The sequence below is a fragment of the Dietzia sp. NPDC055340 genome (assembly GCF_053645335.1).
The window spans coordinates 146,392-166,126 of sequence record NZ_JBSHML010000008.1 but is presented as its reverse complement, the minus strand read 5'-3'; the positions used below and the strand labels follow the sequence as shown (position 1 = coordinate 166,126).

Annotated in this window: 10 protein-coding genes and 1 pseudogene; 3 read left to right on the top strand and 8 right to left on the bottom strand. The window is 70.8% G+C overall.

Annotated features, from left to right (window positions below):
- From ACWIFB_RS08230 to ACWIFB_RS08195, 8 genes and pseudogenes are all read right to left on the bottom strand, one after another.
- Positions 1 to 167, bottom strand: a pseudogene (locus ACWIFB_RS08230) (amidohydrolase family protein); the annotation flags it as partial.
- A gap of 10 nt (positions 168 to 177) precedes the next feature.
- A complete protein-coding gene (locus ACWIFB_RS08225; protein WP_454057944.1) occupies positions 178 to 1,842 on the bottom strand; it encodes a CapA family protein in 1,665 nt (554 codons plus the stop codon).
- 330 nt (positions 1,843 to 2,172) lie between these two features.
- Positions 2,173 to 5,571 (bottom strand): arabinosyltransferase domain-containing protein, encoded by a 3,399-nt coding sequence (locus ACWIFB_RS08220; protein WP_454057943.1) that lies wholly within the window; start codon positions 5,569 to 5,571, stop codon positions 2,173 to 2,175.
- Between the two features lie 22 nt (positions 5,572 to 5,593).
- Positions 5,594 to 8,962 carry an arabinosyltransferase domain-containing protein gene (locus ACWIFB_RS08215; RefSeq protein ID WP_454057942.1) on the bottom strand — a complete coding sequence of 1,123 codons (3,369 nt, stop codon included), beginning with the start codon at positions 8,960 to 8,962 and terminating at the stop codon, positions 5,594 to 5,596.
- Positions 8,963 to 8,968: 6 nt separating this feature from the next.
- Positions 8,969 to 10,936, bottom strand: coding sequence for an arabinofuranosyltransferase (locus ACWIFB_RS08210; RefSeq protein ID WP_454057941.1), 1,968 nt, complete (start codon positions 10,934 to 10,936; stop codon positions 8,969 to 8,971).
- 2 nt (positions 10,937 to 10,938) lie between these two features.
- Complete coding sequence (locus ACWIFB_RS08205; RefSeq protein ID WP_454057940.1) at positions 10,939 to 11,700, bottom strand: decaprenylphospho-beta-D-erythro-pentofuranosid-2-ulose 2-reductase; 762 nt, start codon at positions 11,698 to 11,700, stop codon at positions 10,939 to 10,941.
- Between the two features lie 203 nt (positions 11,701 to 11,903).
- A complete protein-coding gene (locus ACWIFB_RS08200; RefSeq protein WP_454057939.1) occupies positions 11,904 to 13,352 on the bottom strand; it encodes an FAD-binding protein in 1,449 nt (482 codons plus the stop codon).
- A 140-nt stretch (positions 13,353 to 13,492) separates the two neighbouring features.
- Entirely contained in the window at positions 13,493 to 14,923 is a 1,431-nt protein-coding gene (locus tag ACWIFB_RS08195) for a lipase family protein (protein ID WP_454057938.1), read from the bottom strand.
- 95 nt (positions 14,924 to 15,018) lie between these two features.
- Here ACWIFB_RS08195 and ACWIFB_RS08190 point away from each other — a divergent pair, with 95 nt between their 5' ends.
- From ACWIFB_RS08190 to ACWIFB_RS08180, 3 genes are read left to right on the top strand one after another with little or no spacing between them, the layout of a single operon-like run.
- Positions 15,019 to 15,540: a GtrA family protein gene (locus tag ACWIFB_RS08190; protein ID WP_454057937.1), complete on the top strand. Its 522-nt coding sequence runs from the start codon at positions 15,019 to 15,021 to the stop codon at positions 15,538 to 15,540.
- Entirely contained in the window at positions 15,540 to 17,762 is a 2,223-nt protein-coding gene (locus ACWIFB_RS08185) for a DUF6541 family protein (protein WP_454057936.1), read from the top strand. Before ACWIFB_RS08190 ends, ACWIFB_RS08185 begins: the two co-directional genes overlap by 1 nt.
- A 26-nt stretch (positions 17,763 to 17,788) precedes the next feature.
- Positions 17,789 to 19,660, top strand: coding sequence for a glycosyltransferase (locus tag ACWIFB_RS08180; RefSeq protein ID WP_454057935.1), 1,872 nt, complete (start codon positions 17,789 to 17,791; stop codon positions 19,658 to 19,660).
- The last annotated feature ends 75 nt before the right edge of the window (positions 19,661 to 19,735 follow it).

Here is a 19,735-nt window from a genome sequence, read left to right as displayed (position 1 = left end):
TTGCCACCGACATCGATCTTGGTGGCCGCATCATCGGACTGCGGCGCTTTGTCCGCCGGCCCGGCGTAGGTGATCTTCCCGTCGTCGATCACCACAACAGCATCGGCAACCGGATCGGCACCGGTGCCGTCGATGAGGCGGGCGTTATGCAGAATAGTGGTCGTCATAAAAATCACCTTACTCATGAGGTTTCGGCCCCGACCACCCGCCGGGAGGGATAGTCGACAGTGGCGAGAGGATGCCCTTCCAGACCGCGTTCTCGAGGTGCGGGAGCTCAGCCTTCTCCCGGTCGGTCAGGCCGAAATCGCCCGGATTCTCCATGACCTTGTCGAACTGGACGATCCTGCAGTCGTAACGGTCGTCACCGAGGTGCGCGTTGACGATGTAGAGCGGCATCGTCTCGAGGTGATCCCACGAGACGTAGGTGCCGCCGGCGGTAACCACCTTGGCGATGTCGAACTTGATGGAGTAGGTGAGCTTCGAGTTGCGGCTCTCGGGGTGGTAGCTCACAAAATCGCCGAAGGCGTAGGTGACGAGGGCCTTGGGCGTGTCCGGCCCGCGGTCGATGATCTGCGCTGGCTGCGGCACGTGTGGATGGTTCCCTAGAATCACGTCCACGCCACGGGCCACGACCTCGTGAGCGGCGTCGGTGACGTTCGGGTGGGGGTACATCTCGAACTCCCAACCCCAGTGGCAGAAGGCGACGATGAACTCCGCACCCTTGGCCTTGGCGGCCGCGACCTGCGACTCGACAAGCGAGTAGTCTGGCCCTGGCTGTGCGTCGTTGAACCGCACCTCGTTGACGAGATACCCGTGCCCCTCCGGCAGCGGCCGACCATTAAGGTCGAAGGTGAAGGTGAGCAGTCCGATCTTGATGCCATTTCGGTCCACGACGACCACATCATCCTGGCCCGCCTGATCTCGGGCGGTGCCCGAGTGCTCCGCCCCCGAGGCGTCCAGCACGTCAAGGGTCGCCAGGAGCCCGGCGGTACCCCAGTCGTTGGAATGGTTGGTCGCCGTGCTGAAGAAGTTGATACCTGCGTCGTCACGGAACCTGTCGAACATCTCGGGCGAGGTGTTCATCTTGAAGGGCTGGCCGGACTCCTCCCCATTTCGGCCCGGTGCCTGGACGCTGTACACGGTGGACTCCAGATTGGCGCTCACGATGTCGGTGCTGCTGTAGAAGTCCGTGATGTCCTCGAACAGGCGGGTGGTGTTCTCTGGCGTCAGGACGTCGACCGCCAGTAGGTCGCCGGCACACGAGAGTGAGACGCGGGAGATCGACTCCACCTCGGTGGCATCCATGGGAAAGCTGTTCTGCAGGACCTGGCCGCGGAAGAAGTCCTCCAGGCCGGAGCCACGCTGCGCGACCTCCAACTGGTTGAACCAGTACCGATACACCCACTTGAGTTTGTCGGCGGTGCTGTGGGCGATGTCGTACACCCCGGTCGCCGGTTGCGGATAGTGGAAGGTCTCGTAGAACACGTAGCTCGCCGTCACCAGGGCGAGCCCCGTCAGGCCGTGGTCGTACTCCCGCTTCGCCGCATCGAGGATCTCGATCAATTCGCGGATGGGTTGAGCAAGTGCGTCGAACCCGGGATCGATGATTCGGTGGTCGGTGGCAAACTTCCGCACTGCCGCGATGACGATGCCCGGCACGTGCTGGGCCGCGGTGATCATGTCGTCATTGATCTTGCCGGGGAGGGATTCGTGCTCCCGGCCGAGCAACGCGGCGACCTCGGGATGGTCGACGGCGTGCGCGAGCACCGGCTCGGCTTCCAGGATCCAACTGAACAGCCGACGGGTGAGGTCTCTACTGGCGTCGGTGATGGTCTCGATCATCTCGAGCTCCCCGGTCGAGACCCGGCGGAGTGTGTCGAGAACCTCGTCGCCATTCTGTGACAGGCGCGTGACAGTCGCCTTGATCAGATCCGGGGCGTCCGGCGGCAATGTGAGTGGCGTTTTCTTGGACGCACGATAACAAGTGTCCGGAGTGGCGGAGCGAAGATTCTCTAATATGTACCGGCGCACCGTTAGTACAGTTCAAATGAGCCGCTGCGCGGATCGGGGCCACGAACGTCAGCAGTTTCTCAGAATAATCCCGGGACAACGAACTGTGCCCCGTCCTTGCGCGCGAGGACGGGGCACAGCAGCAGCATCGGTGGGCTCGGTCTACTCCGGGTTGGTCACCAGGATCGGCCCCTCGGGCGACCACCAGCCCCAGCGGTCCACCGTGTCCACGGTGACGTCGGCCGGCCGCGGGGGCTCGGACTGGTAGGTGCCCAGCGGCGCGTAGGCCTCGATGGAGCCCCAGTCGCGGTTCCAGTCGTGACGCAGGTACGACGGGATCGTCCGGGCACTCTGCGCGGTCTCCACCCACCCGAGCGGGCCGCCGCCCTCGTACGACATCCACGTACCGGTCGCGCTGACCGCGAGAGGCCGGTCCGGCATGATCCGGAACTCCGGCAGCTCGGCCACACCCGCGAAGTGCGAGAACGGACGCTGGCAGGGGAACTGCATGCTCACGGCCCAGTCCAGCAGGACCGGCGCGGTGGACCCGACCATCTCCTGGACCGTCACGAGCTCGGGCGCACGCGGCGGGGTGATGGCCGCCCATTCGTCGGGGGTGAGGTCGTCGTCGTCGACCCGAATCCGCATGACGTCGGCGTCGGCGGGCACGTCCTCCATCGACACCCGCAGGTTCCGCCAGGTCGGGGCGGGGCCGATGTCGTACGGGACGACCGGGGCGCCGACCATCTCGACGCCGTTGCCGGTGTCCCGGCCGAACTCGACGGTGACCTCCTGGCCGTACTCGTAGATGCCGTCGGCGTCGAAGCGCCCGATCCGGCCGGCCGCCGAGATGACCAGCAGCGGGTGCGCCTCGCGGTTGTCCGGTAGTTCGTACCAGCCGGTCTCGAGGTCGGCCTGCTGCTGCGGGCCCGCGAAGAACGAGCCCAGGACCGGCGTGGTGGCTGGGTCGAGACCGAACGGCAGGGCCACGGTGGAGCCGTTGACGCCCTCGGCACCGCGGCCGCCTCCCGTACCGGCGCTCTCACCGGTGTTGACCGAGGGGCCGCCGCCGGGGTCCGAGGTGGTGTTGGCGGCACCCGGGTCGGAGACCACCGCGTCGGCGGACAGGTCGGGGGCGACGCCGTTCGGGGTGAAGCCGGTGTTGCCGCCGGCCTCGATCGCCTCGGCCATGGCCCGGGGGTCGACGGAGCCGTCGGGCAGCCGCGGCGCGCCGAGCGGGGCGAGCATGCCCGCGTTGGCGTCCGGCTCGACGAGCACCCGGTCGGCGAGCATGCACGGGTTGCCGGCGAGCGCCGACACGTTGCCCGCGGCGATCGAGTACGCCGGGAACTGCTTCTGCAGCCCCTTGGCGAACGAGGCGACGTTGAAGATCACGAGCAGGCCTGCGACCACCGCGATCGGGGCGGCGGCGAAGGTCCGCATCCGACGGCGGCCCGCCGTGGTCCTGGGCGCCTGATCGCCGGTGTAGTCGCGGCGCAGGTGCTGCCAGCCGGCGAACGCGAACGTGAGCACCGCCAGGACGAGCAGCACGTTGGACGCGGAGATCCCGCTGACGCTCGGCGCCTTGTCCCACCAGGGGATGCCGTAGCTCGAGACGTACCACCACCCGTTGGGGCCGGCGAACGCCAACGCGAGGACCACCAGGATCACACCGAGGAACAGGGTCCGGTTGCGGGCGGTGCGTACGGCCGACGCGGAGATGGCGAGCGCCCCCAGCGCGGCGATCGCCGCACCGATCCCGGCGTACACGCCGAAGTGGTGGGTCCACTTGGTGGGGGAGAACATCATGAAGAACGCGGTGCCCACCACGACGCCCACGAGGCGCCAGACGGGGCCGGACGCGGCGCCGGGGACCTTGCCACGCCGCAGCAGCGTGCCGATCACCACAGCCAGACACAGCAGCACCAGGAGCACCGGCAGGCGGCGGGACAGTGACCCGTCCACCGTCGGGATCATCAGGTAGTAGTAGCGGACGAACTCCTCGTACCAGGCCAGGTTGGGGCCGATCTCGCCGCGCACCCGGATGGCCTCGAGCACCGCGGCGAGCGTCTGCACGCCGAACACGCAGATGAGCACCATGGTCCCGGCGGCCAGGACGGGCGCGACGAGCGCCAGGTAGGAGCCGACCTGGCGGCCGCGCACCACCACGGTGTGGACGACGGCCCGCAGGCCCATGATGAGCGCGGCCACGGCCATGAGCCCGGTGGGCCCGGTGGCCAGTGAGAACGAGGCGATGATCACGGCCACCGCGAACGGCAGCATCCGGCGGGTCGCGATGGAGCGCTCGACGGAGACCCAGGTCAGCAGCGCGCCCAGCGCGATCGCCGGCTCGGGGCGCAGGCCGTTGTTGAACGCCATCCAGAACGCGAGGAACACCGCGGCGGCGCTCCACACCACGACGGGCGTGGTGCGGGCGGCTCGCCCGAGGCGCGGCAGCACCTCGCGGCTGATGACCAGCCAGCACAGGATCGCGGCGATCAGCGCGGGCAGACGCATCCAGGGGCTGGCCGTGGAGACCTGTGCGAACAGGGTCAGCAGATCGTAGTAGGGCGAGCCGAACGGTGACTCGGGGACGCCGTACCAGCGGTAGTAGTTGGCCATGTAGCCAGCGGGCTCGGCGGCCCGGGCCATCGACATGATGTAGCCGTCGTCGGAGGTGTTGCCGCCGACGAAGTGCCACACGGCGAGCGTGCCGATCACGGCCACGTCGGGCAGACGCGGGCGGAACCAGCCGCGGGGCAGGAATCGCAGGCTCCGCCGGCCGTCGGTCTGGTCGAGCCCGTGCAGCGCCCACAGTGCGACCGCCGTCGACAGCAGGCCCAGGACGATCGCCGCCCACTTCAGCGTGGTGGGATCGGTGGTGAAGCGCGAATCCACCTCGACCGACACCGCGAGCTCCTCCGGCACGGCGGTGTCGAGGGGCAGGTCGGTGTAGAGACCAACGACCATGGGGCGCAGGTTGTCGGCGTCGATGCGGCCGGCCGCGGTGGGGCCGTCGAGACCCTCGAAGGACGCCTCCGCGTAGGTGGGGGCCGCCACCACGCTCAGGACACTGCACTCACCGGCGGCGACCTGCTCGCGTGGCGCGGAGACGATGACCCGGTTGCGGGAGACCACGTCGACCGTGTCGGCGGAGGCGCGGATGAACATCGCGCGCTCCCCGGCCTCCTCGCCGGCGGCCGGGGCGGTGGACAGCAGGATGCCGCCGTCCTCCGGGAGGTCGGCGACCAGGGTGCAGGGGATGGTCGCGGTGACCGCCTGCGGGGTGTGCGCCATGAGCGGCGCGGTGACCGACTCGACGGACCCGTTCTGGGGCCACTGGACCGAGGAGGTCGTCTGCGCCACCGGCAGGAACGGCAGGGCCAGGAAGCACAGGGTGCCCACCAGACCGCTGACGATGGCGATGACGCGGAGCCTGGCGACCCGGGAGTCCGAGGCGACCGGGGCGACCGGGGCGACGTCCTGATCGGATGCCGCTGGAGTGGCCGGGTCGGAGTCAGGGGACGCGCCCGAGCCGGCTGCGGAGGAAGAGTCTGACACGACGACAGATTCTAGGCGACGATCAGTTCATCGGTCCGGGTGTGGTCCAGCCCCACCGCACCTCGCTGCCGAGGATCAGCTCGGCCGGGGTGGCCGTGGGATCGAGTGGCTCGAACCGCTGGAGGGAGCCCCAGTCCCGCGACCAGTCGTGGTCGAGATAGGTGGGGACGGTCACGGCCTCGACGGTCTGGGTGGTCCACAGCAGCGGTCCGCCGCCGCCCGCGCTCTGCCACCAGTTGGCGGCGGACGAGGATTCGCGGTCGGCGAGGATCCGGTACTCGGGGATCTCGGCGACGCCGCCGTTGTGGACGAACGGCCGCTGGCAGGGGAACGCCAACGCCACGACCCAGTCGATGAGGACGGGATCGGTATGGCCCACGACCTCGTCGAGGGTGCTCAGTCGCGGGTTACGGGGCGGGGTGACGGCGATCCAGCGGTCCGGGTCGAGGTTGTTGTCCTCCACCACCACGCGCACGACCTGGGCGTCCTCGGGGATATCTTCGAGCGGGATCCGCAGGTTCCGCCACGCGGGCGCCGGCCCGATGTCGGTGGGCGTCATGGAGCCCATCACCTCGAAGTCGGTGGGCCCTGCCGCGCCCACGCGGCCCGGCCGGCCGTACTCGATGCGCACGTCGCCGGCACCGATGCGGCCGGCGACGGCCATCACGAGCAGCGGACGGTTGGGGCTGCGGTCGGGGAGTCGGTACCAGGCCGAGGTGAGTTCGGCGGCGACCTGCGGGCCGCGCCGGTAGGAGCCCAGCACCGGCGTGGTCTCGGGGTCGAGGCCGAACGGTAGTGCCACGGTGGAGCCGTTGACGGTCAGTGCGCCGCGGCCGCCGGTGGTGCCGGCGTCGACGCCGTCGCCGGGATCGCGCTCGTCGGGCTGGGACTGGGCGAGCGAGCCGGAGGCCTCGGCGCTGTCGACGGTGATCGAATCGGGCAGGCCGTTGGGGGCGAAGCCGTTGACGACGCCGGCGCCGAGCGAGATCTCGGGCCCGGCGCCGATCGCGGTGAGGATCCCGTCGTTGGAGTTCTCCTCGACGAGCACGGAGTCGGCGAGCGAGCACGGCTGCCCGGCGATCGCGCGCATGTTGGCGCGGCCGACCGTGTAGGCGGGGGATTGGGCGAACACCGCGGTGACGACGGAGACCAGTTCGAAGATCACGACGGTGAACGCCACGACCGTCAGGGGTGCGCCGTCGATGCCGCGCCCGTCGCGGTGCCGCGCCGCGGGGGTGTCGGCGCGGGAGCGCAGGAACGGGATGTGGCGGGTGACCCGGCGCCACAGGGCGCGTCCGGGTTCGTCGGGCAGGAACCCGATGTGGATGAGCCCGGCGACCAGCAGGCACGCGAATCCGCCGAGGAAGGCGAGGTACTGGATCTGGACGCCGCCGACGGAGGGGAAGGAGTCGGCGAAGGGGATGCCGTAGTCGGAGACGTACCACCAGGTGTTGTTGGTGGCGGTGGACAGTCCGACGACGAGGCACAGCGCCGCCCACACGAGCCACCGACTCCGGGCGAGCGACACGGACGAGGAACGAAGGGCGATCACGGCCAGGACCGCCAGCGCCCCGGCCAGCCCTGCGAAGACGCCGAAGTGGTGGGTCCATTTGGTGGGGGTGAACACCAGGAACAGCAGCGAGCCCGCGATCACGCCGATGAGCCGCCGGGACGGCCCCGCGGCGGCGCCGGGAATCCCGCCCCGTCGTAGCATGACGGCCGAGACGAGCACCAGGCACATGAGCATGAGCAGGACGGGGAAGCGGCGGGCCACGCCGCCGTCGGCCGAGACGCTGAACAGTGCCTCCCAGCGTTCCTTCTCGCCGTACCAGGGCAGGCTCGGCCCGAGCTCGGTGCGGATGCGGGTGGCCTCGAGGACCGCGGCCAGGGTCTGGTCGGCGAAGACGGTGTAGAGCAGCGCCAGGCCCACGGCCAGGACGGGGCCTGCGATCGCGGCCCAGCCCACAATCTTCGCGCGTCGGCGGGCCATGCGGACGAACTCGCGGGCGCCGGCGGCCAGCGCGGCCACGCACATCAGGCCGGTGGGCCCGGTGCCGAGGGAGAACGCGGCAACACCGATCGCGGCGACCCCCGGCACGAGCCGGCGGGTGGCGATGGAGCGCTCGACCAGCGACCACGTGAGCAGCGCACCCAGCGCGATGACCGGCTCGGGCCGCAGCCCGTTGTTGAACGCCATCCAGAACGCGAGGAACAGGGCGGCGCCGGTCCAGCGCGGCCGATGCCAGGTGCGGGCCAGCCGGCCGAGGCGGGGGATGACCTCGCGGCTGATGATCAGCCACGAGAGGATGCCGCACAGCAGCGTGGGTAGGCGCATCCACGGACTGGCGGTGGAGATCTCGGCGAAGACCCGCAGGATCTCGTAGTACCAGCCGACCGGGGACTCGGGTGAGCCGAGCCAGCGGAAGTAGTTGGCCATGTAGCCGCTCGGTCCGGCGGAGCGGGCCATGGTGAGCAGGTAGCCGTCGTCGGAGGTGTTGGCGCCCACGAAGTGCCAGAAGGTCAGGACGCTGATCACCACGCCGTCGACCCCGGAGAGGCGCAGCCACGAGCGGGGCACGAAGCGCCGGTCGGAGCGGCCGTCGATGCGGTCCAGGCGGTGCAGGAACCAGACCGAGGCGATCGTGGCCGCCACCCCGATCAGCATCAGCACCAGCTTGATCAGCGTCGGGCTCGAGGAGTAGCGGGAGTCGACCGTCACCTCGACGGTCGACTCGCCGAGGCCGTCGGGCGCGGTCGCGGCGGTCAGATCGGTGAACACGCCGGTGACCTGCGGCCGCATGCTGCCGGGGACGGCGGCGCGGACGGGATCGTCGGCGTCCTCGGGATCGCGGTCCAGGCCGGTCAGCTCGGCGACGAGGATGCCCGTCTCGGCCCGCACGTGCAGGGTCTCGCAGTCCGCGTCGCGCAGCGTGACCAGCGGCACCGACAGCAGCGTGAGGTTGCGGACCACCACCTCGATGACCGGGTCCCCGGCGGCGTCGGAGGACCGCTGCACCACGAGCCCGTCCGAGATCCGGCCGGGGGCGTCCTCGGGCAGCGTGGAGAACACGACGGTGTTTTCCGGGACCTGGCTCAGCGGTCCACACGGCGCCGAGATGGTCAGATCGAGTGGCCGCCCGGACACGAGCGGCGAGGTGACCGAGGCGTAGTCGGGGCCGGCGGTCCACTGCACCTGACTGGTGTCCTGGTGCACCGGCAGCAGGCCGGCGAGGATCGCCAGGAACGCCCCGAGGAAGCCGGTGATGATCGCCCAGCGGCGGTCGCGGCCCATTCCCGGGTAGGGGTGGAGACCGAGTGGCCGGTCAGGGTCGGTGTCGCGGTGCGGGTCAGCGACGATGTCTGCGCGCTCGTCCGCCTCTCGGTTCGCCACGCCTGATCACCGCACCACGATCACGGCGAACGGTCCCACGTCGTGGACCTCGAAGTGGGGCCCGGAGACCGCCTCGGCGGGGATGGTGACGGAGAAGCGCCGCACGTTGGGATCGTTGGGGTAGGTGTCCTCGGCCAGTCGCAGTGAGTAGCCGTCGCCGGTGGGGCGCGCCAGGATCACGTCGGGGGCGCGCCAGTCCGTGCCGGTCATGAGGGCGTGGAGCTCCTCGCCGCTGGTGGCCTCCTCCCACGCGATCATCGCCGCGTTGCGGTCGGCGTAGCGTCCCAGCGGGTTGGCGTAGTGGGAGGTCACCGCCTGGTAGGCCAGGTAGGGGTTGTAGGCGAGGAAGGCGTCCGCGGTACTGACGACGACGAGGTCGGTCTTGTCGCGGCCCGGGAACGCCTCGGCGATCACGGCGTTGACGTCCGCGTAGTGGGACTCCGGTCCGGGCGGGAAGCGGTCGGCCCGCGCGCCGGCCCCGTCGGTGTCGGTGTAGGCGAGCCGGATCTCCTCGTGCAGGTGGTCCGGGATGCCCTGCACCTGCGCGAGCACGGCCAGGGCGGACACCACGCCCACGGCGGCGCTCGCCCGCCGTCGGTATCCGGTGGCCTCCGCGGCGGGGCGATCCGAGCCGTTCTGACGTCCGGCGGCCCGCACCAGCAGCCCGGCGACGTCGGCGATCGCGAACACCCCGGCCACCATCAGCAGACCGATGAGCACGGGCTCGAGGCGGAAGCCGAGCATGGTGGTGCCGAGAACGGTGACGGCCATCGACGCCAGGCACCACAGGTAGACGGCGGCCACACCGAGCCCGAGGGCCTGCGCGCGGCGCGAGGACCGGGCCCGGACGACGATCCAGATCAGACCGGCCAGGCAGACGAGACCGGTCAGCCCGCCGGCGGTCATGGGCAGCGGCAACCGCGCGCCGGAATCAGGCAGGTAGTGCAGGGCGGTGCCGGAGTCGGCCGGCGCCCCGCCGAGCGAGGCCAGGAGGTAGGGGGCCCACACGACGAGGGCGATCGCGAGGGAGCCGACGCCGATCACGGCGAGCCGGGCCGCGGGCAGCCAGGCCGGGTAACCGGTGCGGCCGCGCAGCGCCAGCACGGTGGCGATCGCGGCCATGAGCACGACGGTGCCGGCGGCGAGCGCCGTGTACAGGGTGTACATGCTGGCGGAGGCGCCGAGAAACACCATGGTGGCGACCGTGGCCGCGATGCCGGAGGGCTGCGGGACGGGACCGGGGGCGTCGCCGGCCGGCCGGGCCGCGGTGGGGTGGACGGCGTGCCAGGCCAGGATCAGCACCGGCGGGATGAACAGTGCCACCACGGCGCCGTAGGGCTCGGGGCTGCCGTAGGTGAGCATCATGGCCGTGGAGACCAGTCCCACCACGGCGCCGAGGTCGGTGCGCAGCAGGCGCGTCCACAGGACGGTGACCAGGGCGGCGGCCACGGCCAGCGAGAGGATCGACCACGGTTTGAACGCCGCCCAGCCCTCGAGCCCGGCGAGGTTGGCGAAGCGCCCGCCCAGCCAGAACCAGCCGGACGGGTAGAACGAGGGCAGGTCGGCGTAGGCCATGTCCGGCAGGCCGAGCGACGTGGTGGACCGGCTGAGGAACTGCGTGCGGAACTCCTGGTCGACGCTCACGCCGTGCAGGTAGAGGCGGGACGCCGCCAGCGGGATGCCGAGGGTGGCGGCCACCAGCAGCGCGGACCCGGTGGGCGCGGCGAGCTTGCCCAGACGCACCAGCCCGGCCCGACCGCCCGGCCGCTCACCCGCACGCGCGGCGAGGATCCCCAGTACCACCAGCACGAGCGCGGCGGTCTGCCCCACGACGGTCAGCGCGCGCAGGACGTTGGAGTTGCCGTACGCGGGGAACGTCACGAGCGAGAACCCGACGAGGACGACGGCGGTGACGACGGCGGCGAGGAGGGTCGCCGCCCCCGCCAGACCGAGTCCCCGGAGCGCTGGGCGCATGCTCAGAAGGGGAGCTTGCGGAAGATCGGCCGCGGCACGTGGGTGAGCACGGCCATGACCCCGCCGAACGCGGCCGGGGCGAACACCGCGCCCTTGTCGCGACCGGAGTTCTTGACCGCGATCCGGGCCACCTCGTCCTTGTTGATGGTCAGCGGGGCCTCGTCGACGTGCGCCGACATGCGGGTGCGCACCTGGCCGGGCCGGATGACCAGCACGTCGACCCCGTGCTCGGCCAGCGCGTACCCGAGGCCGGTGTAGAAGGAGTCGAGACCGGCCTTGGTGGAGCCGTAGACGAAGTTCGAGCGGCGGGCGCGCAGACCGGCGGCCGAGCTCATGGCGATGATCCGGCCGTAGCCCTGGGCCTTCATGCGCTCGGCGAGCAGGACGCCCACCGAGACGGCGCCGGTGTAGTTGATCTGCGCGATCTGGACCGCCTTGCGCTGGTCCGACCAGAGTTCCTCGTTCTCCCCCAGCAGGCCGAACGCGACGATCGCCACGTCCACGTCGCCCCCGGCGAAGATCTGCTCGAACGTGGCCGGGTGGGTGTCGGTGGCCGCGGCGTCGAAGTCCACGACCTCGACCGCGGTCGCGCCGGCGGCCGTCATCTCGGCCCTGGCGTCCTCGACCCCGGGGTCACCCGGCAGGCATGCCAGGATCACACGCATCGGCCCCTGGGTGAGGTACTCGGCGCAGATGGCCAGGCCGATCTCGGAGGTACCCCCGAGCAGGAGCAGTGTCTGGGGGACGCCGACGGCATTGATCATGGACGGCAGTCTACCGACGGCCCTCAATCCCCCGGCCGCCCGTCTCGATCCCCCGGTGCGCCGCCGAGATCCCCCGGTGCGCCGCCGGGATCCCCCGCCCTCCGGTCGATAAGAGTGTTCGGCACACGTCGGGCGAGTGGAAATGTGCGGAAGGCTCTTATGGACGGACGGCGGGGGCGGTGGGGCCGCGTCGCCCCGCCGGGTCAGAGCAGTTCGAGACGCCGACCCATGTCGGAGACGAACACGCCGTTGGGGTCGATCCGCCGGCGCGTCGCGATCCACGAGTCGATCTGCGGGTACATGGCGTGGAAGCGCTCGGCCGGGACGCGGGAGTCCTTGGCCGTGTACAGGCGCCCGCCCATCGACATGACCTTCGCGTCGAGGTGGTTGACGAACGCGTTCAGCCGGTCGTTGATCGGGAAGTCCACGCACACGTTCCAGCCCTCCATCGGGAAGGACAGCGGCGCCTGGTTACCGGGGCCGAACAGCTTGAACACGTTGAGGAAGGAGTACTGGCCGGAGCGCTGGATGTCCCCGATGATCTCCTTGAACCCGTCGACCGCGCCCGGCGGGACGATGAACTGGTACTGCAGGAAACCCGCAGGTCCCATGGCCCGGTTCCACTCTCCGAACAGGTCGAGCATGTGGTAGAACTGCGGCAACGTCTTGATCTTGTTCCGGCGCGTCCCGCCCATGCGGTAGTACGCCTCGCCCACCAGGCTGAAGGACCACTTGTTGGCCAGCCCGTTGGGGAAGATGTCCGGGAACGTCAGCAGCGGCTTGGCGTCCATCGTCAGCGGGTTCTTGGCGAGCTCGGGTGCGTACTCCTCGAGCTGCGCGAGCGTCGCGAGGTTGCCCCGCGAGATCGCGGCCCGGCCGAGCTTCGGGGGCGCGCTGATCGCGTCGAACCAGGCGGAGGAGTAGGTGTACCTGTCCTCGGAACCGTCGGTGTGCAGCGCGATCGTCTCGTCGAGCGAGCCCGTCTGGTCGTCGTCGGCGAGGAAGAACGCCGTCTCCGTGCGCGTCATGGCGATCCACACCTTGAGCACGATGCCGGTGAGGCCGTTGCCCCCGACCGTCGCCCAGAAGAGACTGCCGTCCTCGTCGTCGTCGGTCCCTCCCGGCTCCAACGTCAACACCCGCCCGTCCGCGACGAGCAGCTCCATCCGCGTGACGTGGTTGCCGAACGACCCGGCGGAGTGGTGGTTCTTGCCGTGGATGTCGTGGCCGATCGCGCCACCGACCGTCACCTGGCGGGTGCCCGGCAGCACCGGGACCCACAGGCCGAACGGCAGGGCCGCGCGCATGAGCTGGTCGAGGTTCACGCCGGCGTCGACCACCGCGATCGCGTTCTCCGCGTTGAGCTCGTGGATGCGGTTGAACCGGCTCATGTCCAGCACCAGGCCACCCGAGTTCTGGGCGCTGTCGCCGTAGGAGCGGCCGAGGCCGCGGGCGATCACGCCGCGGCGCAGGTGGTCCGGAGACGAGGCGTTGGCGTCGTTGACCGTCGCGACCGCTGCCGAGATCTCGTCGACCGACCGAGGAGTGAGTACGTGGCTCATCGCGGGCGCGGTGCGCCCCCAGCCGGTCAGGCGCTTGAGCTCGGTGTCCAGGGAGGGCCGGGCCGGGGTCGTGTTCTGTGCAGTGCTCACGCAGTCGAGGCTACCGCCACAGCGGCCCGGGCTCGTCTACACGTGGACCCTGGGCAGACGGCGCAGGCGCTGGCTCCGGACCGCGCAGGCGCGAGCGCGGATGCCGGCTGGGCTGTGCGCGAGCGCGGATGCCGGACCCGCTACGCCTGACAGCCGCTGGTGAAGGGCACGCCCCGGGCGCGGGCGTCCACCCAGCCGAGGGCCGGCCCCACCGCGGTGTAGGCGGCGGTGATGTGTTCGCCGGCCACGGGCGTGTACTCGACGTCGGCGCCCGCCTCGCACCATTCGTCGGTGAGCCGGCGGGCGGTCCACTCGGGGACGAAGAAGTCGCCGGGGCCCGTCGAGGAGCCGGGGCCGGGTCCGATCGGGACGGTGGCGTCGCCGTGCCACACCTGTACCGGGCCGGTCGGGACCTCGCGCGGGTCGGCGCTGCTGGCGGGGTCGGCGGTGCCCAGCCGGTTTCGGGCCATGACGCGCCGGACGGTCGGGTCGGTGCGCGGGTCGACGTCGGTGAGCATCGACAGGGGCGCGCGGAGGATCCCGATCGCGGTGTTGGCGGCGGCGCACGAGTCGCGAAGGTGATAGGCGGCCACGTCGCCGGTGTCGTTGAGCAGCGGGTAGAGCTCCGGGTACTCGCGGGCGAGTCCGAGCACGGCGGCCCGGTAGAGCCCGGAGGCGACGGTGCCGTCCATGCTGTCGAACAGATCGGAATAGTCGGCCGGGACCCCGCCGACGGAGGAGCCGACCAGCACCCCGGTCAGTTCGGGCGCGTACACCGGCTGCAGCTGAGCCGCCCACCCGGTGGCGATCCCGCCGCCCGAGTAGCCGACCTGCACGATGCGCGAGTCGGCGAACAGCGGGTCGGTGTCACCCGGCGGGACGAACGCGCGCGCGGCCCGCATCCCGTCGAGGACGGCCCGCCCGTTCGCGCGGCCCGCGGCGTACGCGGCCTTGGGGCCCTGGAAGTCGGTCACCACCAGTCCGTACCCGCGGTCGGCGAGGATCTGCAGGAAAGGTGGCAGCTCGATGTTGAACTTGTTGGGCAGCACGTGCGAGGGCATGCATTCCAACCCGAGCGAGTCGATCGTGACGTTGAACGACACGAGCGGCCGCGGCCCGGGCCCGTCCCAGGGGGTGGCCGGCTCGAGGATCGTGGAGACGATCTGCTGCGGCTGGTCGTGCGAGTCGGCGCTCTGCACCAGGACCTGCCAGCCCCGACCGAAGTTGCGCATGTTGATCGGCGGGACGGTCACCGGCCGGGCGGCGAGGATGGTGCCGTGCGCGGTGGCCGGGTCGACCGCGGGCGGATCCGAGTACCAGGGGTCCGGCGACGGGCTGGGCAGGTACCGCTCCGGGGTGCGCTCGTGTTCGGGCGCGGGGCGGAAGCCGGCCAGGGGGTCGGGGAGTTCGACGGAGCCGGGCGAGAGGGTCGGTGCGGCGCCGGGCGGCAACGTCGGTGCGGTGCCGGTCGTGTCGGCCACCGCGGCGGGGGAGCCGGCTATCGCGCAGGCCACGGCGAGGGCCAGTGTCGAGACGAGGCGGCCGGGGAGGGGGCGGGGCCGAGGGGTCATGCGTCTACGGTAGCGGCACCAAATGGGCGCACGCGCCGGACCTGCGCTGGAGGTGTCGATGTTCACTTCCCGGCGCGCCGACCTACGCTGGTCGGGTGAGTTCCTCCCCAGACAGCACGGGCACGGGCGGCGCGGACCTGACGGGCGATTCGGTCCTGGATTCGCTGCGCGGCGCCGTCGACCCGCTCGAGTCACGGCACGAGTCCGACCCGGCCGCCCCGACCGACCTCAAGACTCAGATCATCCGGTTCTTCCTGACCGGCGTGCTGTCGGCGATCGTCGACTACGGCCTGCTGCAGCTGTTGATGCTGGTAGGCGTCAGTCCGGGCTGGGCCAAGGCGCTCTCGTTCGTCGCCGGCACGCTCACCGCCTACGCGCTCAACCGGCGGTGGACGTTCCAGGCGGAGCCGTCGCGGTCCCGGTTCGTGGCGACGATGTGCCTGTACGCCGTGATGTTCGGCGTCCAGTGGGGCCTGTTCATGGTGCTGATGCCCTGGTTCCAGGGCATGGGGTGGAATGAGTTCTGGGCCAGTTCGATCGGCTACGTGATCGCGCAGGGTGTGGCGACGGTGACCAACTTCATAGTTCAGCGCACGGTGATCTTCCGGGTGCGCTGATGACCGTCCTCTCCGCCGTGATCCTGCTGTTCGCTGCACTGGCGCTGGTGATGGTGCCCGGCGCTGCGATCTGCCTCGCCGCCGGTCTGCCGGCGCGCGAAGCGGTTGCGGCGGGCCCCGCCCTGACGCTCGCGGTCGTTGCTGTGGGCTGCACGGTCACGGCCGCCACTGACGTGCCATGGGCTCCGGCCTCGGCGGGTGCGACAGCACTCGCGGCGCTGCTGTGTGCCGGGGTGGTGGGCCTCGCCCCGAGGCTGCTCGTTGGGCGTGGGCGCGATCGAGGTCGCGATAAGGGCGCCGCCACTGCCGAGAGTCAGACCATCGCTCACGGCGGGCGGGCTGGTGCTCGTCGCGACACCTTCCGAGGGCATGTCGTGGGGGCCTGGCTGCCGGGCTTCGTCGTCGTCGTACTCTCGTTGGTCCCTGCGGTTCAGGTCCTCATCGCGACCCGCGGCCTCACGGCGATTCCCCAGGGCTGGGACGCTCTGCTCCACGGTGGGGCCACGCGCTTCATCGCTGAGACGGGGCGCGCAGGCCTGTCGGATCTGGCGCCGGTCAGTCAGCCGGCTAACCCGCATTACTACTACCCGGACACCTACCACGCTCTCGCTTCGCTGCTGCTGCACCTGCCCGGGGACGGTTCCCCCGCGGCCCTGAACGGGTTGCCCGGAGCGCTGGACGCGCTCTCGGCGGTCACGGGAGTGGTGTTCGTACTGGCCGTGGCGGTCCTGGCCGGGCGACTGTGCGACGGATCTCGGCTGGCGGCGGTGGGCTCGTCGCTCGTCGCAGCCTCGTGCTGGACGTTCCCGTATCTGCCGCTCGGACGTGGGCAGGTCTTGCCGTTCGCTCTGGGGGTGGCGATCATCCCGGGCTTGCTCCTGCTGGCCGAGCACATCGCGGGACGCCAACGTCAGGGTCACCGAGCGAAGGGGATCCGGAGGAAGTGTCCCGGAGACGATGTGGTCTCGGCACTCCCCACTCGTACGCCGGGTCCGGCGGCGTACCCGCTGCTGCTCGGCGCCGGACTGGCGGGGGCGTGGTCCGTACATCCTTCCGTGGCATTGGCCGCAGCGATCCCGCTGTTCGTCGCGGCGATCGCGGGTGTCGTGGCGGCACCCGGACCGCGGCCGCGATTGGCGGTAGCCGGCGGATTCGCGCTCGCCGCGGTACCGGCGGGTCTGTACGCAGGGTGGGTGGTGACGAGGGTCTCGTCAGATACCACCGATGCTCTCGCCGGTTTCTCGTGGCCGCGGAGCGCGGGCGTGCCTCGCGCGATGGTGGGTGCCTTCGATACAGGCCCCACAGTCGTGTCCTCGGTCGGAATCACGGCGTTGGTGCTCATCGGCCTTGTTGCCGCGGTGAGAATTTCGCGGTGGCGGCGACCGTTCGTGGCGATCGTGGCCGCGCTCGTCGGCTACTGGATTCTCTACGTCTTCGCTGCCGCGGTCGAGGGCGACTGGGTGCGGATCATCACCGGCTACTGGTGGGATGACGCCTACCGCTTCGCCTCTCTTCTGGCGATCCCGACAGCAGTGCTCGCTGGTGCCGGGGCGCAGGCGCTGGTCCTTCGGGACGTGATGCGGCGGCCGGCGGGCCGCACCGGCGTGGTGGTGCTGGCCGTGTGCGCGCTCGCGGTGGTCTCGGGTCAGGCCGTCCTCGCGCGCGACTTGAGGGTGTGGGGTTACGCGGACGGGCCGGCCGTCACCGTTCAGGAGCGCGAGATGCTGGACCGGCTGGGCGAACTGTATGACGGCGGCGTCGTGCTCAACGACCCGTTCGACGGCACCGCGTGGGTGTACGCCCTGCACGGGGTGCCGGTGGTGTTCGGCGCGCCGCTGGCTGACCATCCGGTGGCACAGGTCGGCGGCGATCGCATGACCCTGTACACCTCGATCAACCGGTACGGCTTCGACCCGTCGATCACCCACGAGGTGCAGCGGCAGGACGTGCGGTGGGTGGTGGTGGGCACCGGAGTGGTGGGCGGCCCGGGGCGTCCCGGCGGCTTCATCGGTCTCCACCTCAACCCCCACCTGCGCCTGGCGGCGGAGAACGAGGGCGCCCGTCTCTACGAGGTTCTGCCCGTGCCCGCGGACCATCCGCCGCTGTTGCCGCCGCCGGGTATCCCCGCGATCACCCCGCCCGTGCAGCCGCCGAACACCGACTCACCGGTCGTCGACGCGATCCCGGCGGGGCCGGGGACTAACCTGGGCGGCACCGGATAACCGATCTTCAGGAGCGCATCGCCCCCATGGACGCCACCACCGTGACCGCCGCAGGTGCCGACGCCGGCGCCGACAGCGCCGACCGCGACCTGCTCCTCCAGCGGACCCTGTTCTCGGGCCCGCGCAAATGGGTCAACGACGACCTCTACTCGCGCGTCAGCCGCGGCGTCGTGCGCCGCACCCGCACGGAGCTGCGGCTCGAGCCTGGCGCGGTCGTCGACACCAACACCTACTTCGGCCGGTTCGAGGCCTCCTACTGGCAGCGGTGGACGGATCTCACCGAGCTGACGGTACGGGTGTCGATCGAGTCGACCGGCCGGGTGGACGTGCTGGCGCGCGCCTCCGACATCGGCTCCCACGTGCGCACGGTGGACATGGTCCACCACGACGGCGACGGGATGGCGGTGCTGCGCGTCCCGCTGGACACGTTCACCGACGGTGGCGCGATGTGGTTGGAGTTCCACGCGGTCGACGCCCAGTCGACGGTGTCGGACGTCGCCTGGAGTACGACGACGACGAGGCCGGTCCGCCGCGCGGCCGTGGCCATCTGCACGTTCAACCGCGCTGATGACTGCGCGGCCACCGTGGACTCGTTGGCGTCCGATCCGCTCGTGGCGGACCTCATCGACGACCTCTACGTCACGGACCAGGGCACCGACCTGGTGGAGACCCGCGATGCCTTCGCGCACGCGGCCCAGGAATTCGGCGACCGCCTGCACTACCTTCGCCAGCCGAACCTCGGCGGGGCCGGCGGATTCAGTCGCGGCATGTTCGAGGCCACCGCACCGGAGGCCCCGGGGCCCGTGGACGTGCTGCTCATGGACGACGACGTGCGGGTCGAGCCGGAGACCGTGCTGCGCCTGTTCGCCTTCGCGGCGGTGACGCGGGAGCCGATGCTCGTGGGCGCGCAGATGATGTATCTGTTCAACCCGGACTACCTGCTGGTCTCCGCCGAGCGCACGGCTCTTGCCGAGCTCAAGGGCGGCCTGGATGCGGACGAGTTCGCGTTGCGCGACGAGTCGGTGGTGGAGAACCTGCAGGAGCGGCGGATCGACGCCGAGTACAACGCCTGGTGGTCCTGCCTCATCCCCGGTGAGGCCGTGGAGAAGGTCGGCCTGCCGATGCCGTACTTCTTCCAGTGGGACGACATCGAATACGGGTTGCGCTGCCGTCAGGCCGGGATGCCCACGTGCACGCTCCAGGGCGCGGCCGTGTGGCACGCCGACTTCTACTGGAAGGACGGCGACGACTTCGGCCAGTTCTTCTCGCAGCGGAATTCACTGGTCACGGCTTCGATCCGGCAGGGCATCGACCCGAAGGACATGGCCAAGAACCTGGCGCGCACCGTGCTCCGCGCGATCGTGGCCATGCAGTACGGGCTGGCGGCCACGCGGCTGCGGGGCATCGAGGCGTTCCTCGATGGTCCCGACGGCGCGTTCGGTGTCGGGGACGGTGGACAGCGTGCGTTGGCGGCGATTCGCGAGGAGCGCGCGGGGTACCCGGAAACCGCCAAGCTGGGCGTAGAGGCGCTGCCGGCCGGTATCACGGTGGAGCGTAAGGTCGGTATCCCGCGCGAGGACCGCGAGGACCAGGTGCTGGCCAAGCGGCTGCTCGTGCAGAAGCTCGGCCGGCAGCGTCGGGGGGTCGTGGCGATCCCGTACGAGGACGCCGCATGGTGGCATGTGGCGCTGTTCGACGAGGTGTACGTGACCGACGCCTCCCAGACCGGGGTGCACCACCGCAAGGTGGATCCGGCCCGTGCCTCCGAGCTCCAGAAGCGGCTGGCCTCGCTGCTCGCGCGCTTCGTCCGCGAGACCCCGGCCGCGCAGGAGCGCTGGCGACGGGCACAGGCCGAGCTGACCACGCGGGAGAACTGGGCGCGACTCTACGGACTGTGAGCCCAGGTGCGGGACGAGTCACGCCGGGCCGTGCGCGGGACTTTCTCCACAGGCCGTCCGCTGTCCACAGGTGAC